This window comes from Streptomyces sp., assembly GCF_031181555.1.
Taxonomy (GTDB): domain Bacteria; phylum Actinomycetota; class Actinomycetes; order Streptomycetales; family Streptomycetaceae; genus Streptomyces; species Streptomyces fimbriatus.
This window is the reverse complement of the sequence record NZ_JAPSKQ010000113.1, coordinates 12,698-19,659: the sequence shown is the minus strand read 5'-3', so window position 1 is coordinate 19,659 and position 6,962 is coordinate 12,698. Positions and strand designations below refer to the sequence as shown.

General features: G+C 72.9%; 5 protein-coding genes and 1 pseudogene. 2 read left to right on the top strand and 4 right to left on the bottom strand.

The window, feature by feature from the left end; all coding sequences use genetic code 11:
* Window positions 1-812, top strand: an 812-nt coding sequence (locus RIM90_RS21405; protein ID WP_309062360.1) for a fructosamine kinase family protein, incomplete at its 5' end; no start/stop codon positions are given.
* A 4-nt stretch (window positions 813-816) separates the two neighbouring features.
* On the opposite strand, the gene RIM90_RS21400 is transcribed toward RIM90_RS21405, so the two are convergent.
* From RIM90_RS21400 to RIM90_RS21385, 4 genes and pseudogenes are all read right to left on the bottom strand, one after another.
* Entirely contained in the window at window positions 817-2,475 is a 1,659-nt protein-coding gene (locus RIM90_RS21400; protein WP_309062359.1) for a catalase, read from the bottom strand.
* 337 nt (window positions 2,476-2,812) lie between these two features.
* Window positions 2,813-3,591 (bottom strand): annotated as a pseudogene (locus RIM90_RS21395) (alpha/beta fold hydrolase); the annotation flags it as partial.
* Window positions 3,592-3,805: 214 nt separating this feature from the next.
* Entirely contained in the window at window positions 3,806-4,042 is a 237-nt protein-coding gene (locus RIM90_RS21390) for a hypothetical protein (protein WP_309062358.1), read from the bottom strand.
* A 439-nt stretch (window positions 4,043-4,481) separates the two neighbouring features.
* Window positions 4,482-5,987, bottom strand: a complete 1,506-nt coding sequence (locus tag RIM90_RS21385; RefSeq protein WP_309062357.1) for a helix-turn-helix domain-containing protein — start codon at window positions 5,985-5,987, stop codon at window positions 4,482-4,484.
* Window positions 5,988-6,145: 158 nt separating this feature from the next.
* Here RIM90_RS21385 and RIM90_RS21380 point away from each other — a divergent pair, with 158 nt between their 5' ends.
* Window positions 6,146-6,766, top strand: coding sequence for an L-threonylcarbamoyladenylate synthase (locus tag RIM90_RS21380; protein ID WP_309062356.1), 621 nt, complete (start codon window positions 6,146-6,148; stop codon window positions 6,764-6,766).
* Window positions 6,767-6,962: the final 196 nt, after the last annotated feature.

Sequence of the window (6,962 nt, the reverse complement as noted above, 5' to 3'; positions counted from 1 at the left end):
CGGTCACCGGTGAGCGTGCGCTGTCCGGCTCGCTCACCGAGGTCGCCCTCGACGACGGCCGGGTGGTGATCGTCAAGCGCGTCGACGGCGCGGAGGCGGCCCGGGCCGAGGCGGCGGGACTGCGCTGGCTGGCCGGGGCGGGGACGGTGCGGGTACCGGCCGTGCACGGTCACGACGCGCGCCGGCTGGTCGTCGACCGGGTGGCACAGGGGCGGCCCGGGCGGCAGGCGGCCGTCCGGTTCGGCCGCGAGCTGGCCCGGCTGCACGCCGCCGGCGCGCCCGCGTTCGGGGCGCCGCCGCCGGGCGGCCCGGTGGAGGCGTTCATCGGACTCGCCCCGATGCGCAACGTCACCGGCGACGACTGGCCCCGTTGGTATGCCGAGCACCGGGTGCTGCCGTATCTGCGCGAGGCGGTCGACCGGGGCACCGTCCGCCCGGGTGAGGCGGGCGTCGTCGAGCGGGTCTGCGCGCGGCTGCCGGAGCTCGCCGGGCCCGCCGAGCCGCCCGCGCGGCTGCACGGCGACCTGTGGAGCGGCAATGTGCTGTGGGGCGCCGACGGGCACGTCCGGCTGATCGACCCGGCGGCGCACGGCGGGCACCGGGAGACCGATCTCGCGATGCTCCGCCTGTTCGGCTGTCCCCATCTGGACGCGGTGCTGGACGGCTACCGGGAGGGGGCGCCGCTCGCCGACGGGTGGGAGACGCGCGTCGGCGTGCACCAGCTGTTTCCGCTGCTGGTGCACGCCGTGCTGTTCGGCCGCGGTTACGCCGAGCAGGCGCTCGCCGTGGCGCGGTCGGCCCTGGCCGGGTGACCGCTCAACGGGTCACCACGTGCCGCTCGTCGGGCACGCAGTGGGTCATGGTGAGTCCCTCCACGTCGCGCGGCGGGTTGTCGCCGAGGTTGGCCAGCCGCTTGCGATCCTCGTCCGTGAGGTCCTGGCTCGCGAGCGGCTCCAGGTGGGCGACGTCCTCCGGGGTGATCCCGAGTCCCTCGCCGACCCTGCGGCCGAGGTCGTTCTCCACCAGCAGGAAGTGCCACACCATGCGCTCCTGCACCTCCCGGTCGCACTGGGAGATCAGGTCGACGAAGTTCTTCACCAGGTCGTCGCGCTCCCAGTCCTCCATGAGCAGGTAGCGCTGGCCGGCCTGCATGTAGTCGTTGGTGCGCGGGATGCGCTTGCGGGTGAGCCGGCCCCGGATCTCCGGGCCCTGCTCGTCGTGCGTCGGGTACTGGGCCTCCCTCAGACCGCCGGTGATCGACGGCTCGTAGTTCACGTGCGGGTTCTCGCCCGCGCCGTCGACGTGATACGTCATCAGGCCGTCGCGCTGGTTGGTGCGCACGTCGGCGTTCTTCGCCTGGTTGACGGGCAGTTGCAGATAGTTCGGGCCGACGCGGTAGCGCTGGGTGTCGCTGTAGGAGAAGGTCCGGCCGACGAGCATCTTGTCGTCGGAGAAGTCCAGGCCGTCGACGAGGACACCGGTGCCGAAGGAGATCTGCTCGTTCTCGGCGAAGAAGTTGTCCGGCATCCGGTTCAGCACCATCCGGCCCACCGGCTTCGGCGGGAAGTCCTGCTCGGGCCAGGTCTTGGTGTCGTCCAGCGGGTCGAAGTCCAGTTCCGGGTGCTCGTGGTCGTCCATCATCTGGACCAGCAGTTCCCACTCCGGGTACTCGCCGCGCGCCACCGCCTCGTAGAGGTCCTTGGTGGCGTGGCCCAGCCCCTCGGCCTGGACGTTCGCCGCGTCCTCGGCGGTCATGCTGCGCACGCCCTGTTTGGGCATCCAGTGGTACTTGACCAGCTTGGTCTCGCCCTCGGCGTTGACCCACTTGTAGGTGTTCACGCCGAAGCCCTGCATGTGGCGGTAGTCCGCCGGGATGCCGCGCGGGCTGAACAGGTTGACCAGCATGTGCATCGACTCCGGTGTCTGCGACATGAAGTCGAAGATGCGGCGCGGCTGCTGCTCGAAGGTGACCGGGTCGGGCTTGAGGGCGTGGATGACGTCCGGGAACTTGATCGCGTCCCGGATGAAGAAGACGCCCAGGTTGTTGCCGACGAGGTCCCAGTTGCCGTCCTCGGTGTAGAACTTCACCGCGAAGCCGCGGGGGTCGCGGGCGGCCTCGGAGGAGTCGCGTCCGCCGATGACGGTGGAGAAGCGGACGGCCAGGTCCGTGCGCTTGCCCTGCTCCTGGAAGAGCTTGGCCCGGGTGTAGCGGGAGATCGGCTCGTCGCCCCACTTCCCGTACGCCTCGAAGTAGCCGTAGGCGGTGACGCCGCGGGCGTGCACCACGCGCTCGGGGATGCGTTCCCGGTCGAAGTGGCTGATCTTCTCCAGGAACTGGTAGTTCTCCAGCGTGGCCGGGCCGCGGGCGCCGACCGTGCGCTGGTTCTGGTTGTCGTAGACCGGATGGCCCTGTCGGTTGGTGAGTACCTTGCGCTCGTCGCCGGGAGCGGGACCCTGGCTCGATACGTCCGTCATGATCGTGGGCTCCTTCGGCTGCTCATGGCTGGTGGCGGGCGGACCGGGACACGGCGGTACCGCCCGCCGGCCGGTCCTGGCGGACGGCCCGGGTACCCGGCACCGCGACATCACTCACGCCTCGGCCGTCCTTTCGCGGACGCCACGGGCCGGGCGGCCGGCGCACGGGCGCCGCGCGCCTTCCGCCGGTGGCGTGCCGTACGAGGGCCATGCTGCCGTGGAACACGCAGGACGGCGACTCGGAGCCCCGGCCGCTCACGGACGGTGGCCGCACCCGCGGGCTCCGCCGCTCCCGCCGTGCGCGGGCCGGCCGCCGCGCCGCCTGCGGACGCGCCCCGGCCGCCGGTCCGCCGAGGAACCGGTCCAGCGTCGCGGTGAGTTCCGCCGGCTTCTCCACCGGGAGCTCATGGCCCGCGTCGAGGACGCGGATCACCGCGTCCGGGTAGCCCTTCGCCATCCGCAGCATCTGCCGTACCGGGAGCTGGATGTCGTGGTAGCCGTGCACCATCAGGGTGGGGACGCGGATCTCGCCGACCCGGTCGAGGACGTCGAAGGCCCGCATCGCGGAGTACAGGGCATGACGCCCTCGCGGGGCGTGGCCGCGGAGGCGCGGATGTACTCCTTGACCTCCCGCCGGGGATGACCGGGGGCGAAGGCCCGCCGGATCTGGGCGGCGACGAACAGTCTGTACGGCAGGCGCGTGGACGCCGCCATCAGCAGTCCCCGCCCCCGGCTGTAGGTCGTCCGGCCGATGGAGTTCACCAGCACCATGCGCGCGACCCGCTCGGGGTGGGCGAGCGCGATGGTCTGGGCGATCATGCCGCCCATCGAGTGACCGATCGGGACGAAACGGTCGACGCCGAGGTGGTCGACGAGGGCCGTGACGTCCCGGGTCAGCTCCTCGATCGTGCGCACCCCCGTGCCGCTGCTCTCGCCGTGGCCGCGCAGGTCGAGGCGGATCACCCGGCGGTCGGCGCGGAAGTGGGCCATCTGATGGTCCCAGCGGTGCCGGTTGGCGGTCCAGCCGTGGATGAACACCAGGGGCACGCCCTCCGCGTCGCGAGGGCCCTCGTCGTCGTACGTCAGTTCCGCGCCGTCGACAGCGAACTGCGGCATGGGGCGTCGCCTCCTGGAACACGTCCGGTTACTGACGGGTAGAGCAGTGCCCGCCCGCCGGGCCGTCGGCGTCGTTCCCCGAGGAGACCGGACGAACCGGGGACGCGGCCGTGCACGTCGGGCGCGGCGTCCCGGGCCCCCGGGACGCCGCGGGACGGCAAGGGGCCCGGCCACCGTGTCGCCCACGGCGGCCGGGCCCGCAGAAGCGGCCTGCTCAGCCTCCGCCGAGGCGTGCGCGCAGAAGTCCCTTGCCCAGTTCGGCGCCCTTGCGGCTGTCCGCCTGGGCCTTGCGGAAGAGGTCGGCGACCTCGGTGTCGTTGGCGCGCTCGGCGTCCTGAATGTAGCCCTCCAGGCGCAGCGCGTTGCTCAGGCACGCCTCGACGTACCAGATCAGGTTGTAGTCCTTGTCCTGCGTACCGGTGACGCCGCCGGTCTCCGTCTCACTGGTCATTGAGATCTCCTGTTCGCGGTGCTCTCGTCACGGGTCCGCCCACCCCGATCCTCGTCGTCCGGGCGGCGGACCTCCACAGCGCGGGCCGGGTACCCGTCTCCTCGCCGGGGACACACGGCATCGACGCGAGCGACCGCTCCGGGACGACGCGCCGGGTGCCGCCGCACCGCGCGGGGACGGCCGGGGACGGCCCACCGCCGCGGGCCGGAACGCCCGGGACCGGCGGCCGCGTGACCGAAAAGCGGCGGGGGCACCGACCGGTCCCCCGCTCCGGTCGTGCCCCCGCGACGCCCCGAACCTATGCGGACCGAGGACGGTGTGTGTACCGCATCCATGCCCGCTGCGGCGGTCCGAGGGCTCATCCGTGCACAACCGAGTCCGAAAGACCCGGCTTCGTCCCGTGCGGTACGGGAGGAAAGACGGACCCGGGACCGGCGGTTCACCCGGGCGGGGACGTCTGTGACACGCCCGTGAGCACCGGCTGTTCCAGGTCACCCACCGCCAGATGGGCCAGGACGACCTCGTACAGGTCGGTTCCGGCCGCCAGGAGCCGGCGCTCGAGGACCGGCTCGGCGCCGCGCACATGCTCCCGGACGGTCTGGGCGTGGACGCCCAGGGCCTGCGCGGCCCGCTCGGCGTTGCCCCCGACGGCGATCCAGGTGCGCAGGGTGCGGCGGAGGTTCCGGGTGTCCCCGTCCAGCCGGCCCAGCAGGCCCTGCGCCCAGGCGCGCACGGCGGGACCGGCCAGCAGGTCGGCGAGGTGCGGAGAGGCCGCAGCGGGGCCGGCACCCGCCTGCCCGTCCAGGAGGTTGATCTGGGTGTGGAGGGCCAGGTGGACGACGGCACGGGCGGTGAGATCGTCGAAGTCGGTGCCGAGCATGACCTCGACGCGTTCCATGCGGGCGCGCACGGTGTTGCGGCTCACGCCGAGCACCTTGGCCGTGTTGACGGCGGTGAACTCCAGGCCGAGGCGGGTGGTGGCGAGGAGTTCGGCGCGGGTGTGGTGCGGCAGTGCGTCGAGCGGGCGCAGCACCCGGGCCGTCCAACCGCGCAGCGCCGTCGGGTCGATCAGCCGCTCGGGATGGGTGCGTTCGGCGTACACGGCCGTCTTGTCCGCCCGGAAGTGCGCCACCGCGAGCGCGCTGACGGCCTGCCCGTATGCGGTGGCGGTCCGGGCCAGGTTCTGCCGGGCACTGCCGCCGAGAAAGGTGTCCGGGTGCCGTCCGACCAGCGACCGCAGGGTGTCGGCGGTGGTCTCACGGGGACTGACGACGATCACGTGTCCGTCCATGGCCGGGCACCGCACGACCAGCGCCTCCTCGCGCGTGGTGTCCAGGCACTCCTCCGCGAGCCGGTCGCGCCGGACCGGGTCGGACTCGACGACGTAGACGCATGCGGTGTCGGCGTCGAGCAGACCCGGCCAGAGTCCCGCGGCCACCCGGCGGGCCGCGACGGTGTCCTCGACCATCAGCAGTTGCAGGATCGCCAGCCGCAGGTCGGCGGTGGCCCGCCGGAGCCGGTGCCCGGCCACGGCCGACTCGTGGGCGGTCAGCAGGAGTTCGATCACCTGGGCGGTGTGCGTGACGACGTCGGAGGTGCTCCGGTCGAAGGGGGCGTCGCGGGAGACCGCCAGGACGCAGATCTGCGAGGGATGCCCGACCTTCACCAGGCGCAGGTGGCGCCCTTCCCCCTCCCAGGCGGCGGAGGCGATCCGGCCGGAGGTGATGTCGGCGACCAGCGCCTCGCTCAGCGGCAGCCGGGTCCCGGCGACGAGCGTGCCGGCGGCGTCCTGGAGGGACACCGCTCCCCGCACGGTGCCGGCCAGCCAGTCGACGACCCTGCGGACGTCCCGCCCGGCCGGCCTCAGGTGCTCGAGCAGTTCCCGCGCCCACGTCGGGGGCTCCCCGACCGCCGTCTCCGCCCGCCGGATGCCGTCGCCTGTCACCTCGGCCTTCCCCTCGCTCGTCCACCCTCCCTGCCCAGGTCAGGGACGTTACCCCACCCGTGCGCGGAGCTCAGCCCGAGCGGATGCCCGCCCCCGGAGCGGCGGGGCACGGTCCGGCGCGTGCGGTCCGCCCTCCACGGGCGGCATAAGCTCGGTGAATGGCGAAGTACTTCGACGTGCACCCCGACAACCCCCAACCGCGCACCATCGCCCAGGTCGCCGACAGCATCCGCTCCGACGCCCTGATCGCGTACCCCACGGACTCGTGCTACGCACTCGGCTGCCGCCTGGGCAGCCGCGACGGCATCGACCGGATCCGCACGATCCGCAAGCTGGACGACCGGCACCACTTCACCCTCGTGTGCCGGGACTTCGCGCAGCTCGGCCAGTTCGTACGGATCGACAACGACGTGTTCCGCGCGGTCAAGGCGTCGACCCCGGGCAGCTACACCTTCATCCTGCCCGCGACGAAGGAGGTGCCGCGCATGCTGCAGCACCCCAGGAAGAAGACGGTCGGCGTACGCATCCCCGACCACGTCGTCACCCAGGCCCTGCTCGCGGAGCTCGGTGAGCCCCTGCTGTCCAGCACCCTGCTGCTGCCCGGCGAGGACGAGCCGATGACCCAGGGCTGGGAGATCAAGGACCGGCTCGATCACGTGGTGGACGCGGTGCTCGACTCCGGCGACTGCGGCACCGAGCCGACGACGGTGATCGACTTCTCGGGCGGCGAGGCGGAGATCGTGCGGCGGGGCGCGGGCGACATCTCGCGGTTCGAGTGACTTCGGGTGACGCCGAGGGACGAGGACCGCACGGACCCGCCACCCGGTGCGTGTCGTGATGACCGTGACCCCGTCCGGGAACCTCCGCCGGCTCCGGCCGGTCGTGCGGCGACTGAGTCCGGGCGGGCGATGCGGGACGCCGGAGCGTGTCCTCGGCGGCCGGGCCCCGGGAGCCGGCCGGCGGCCGACGCGCCGG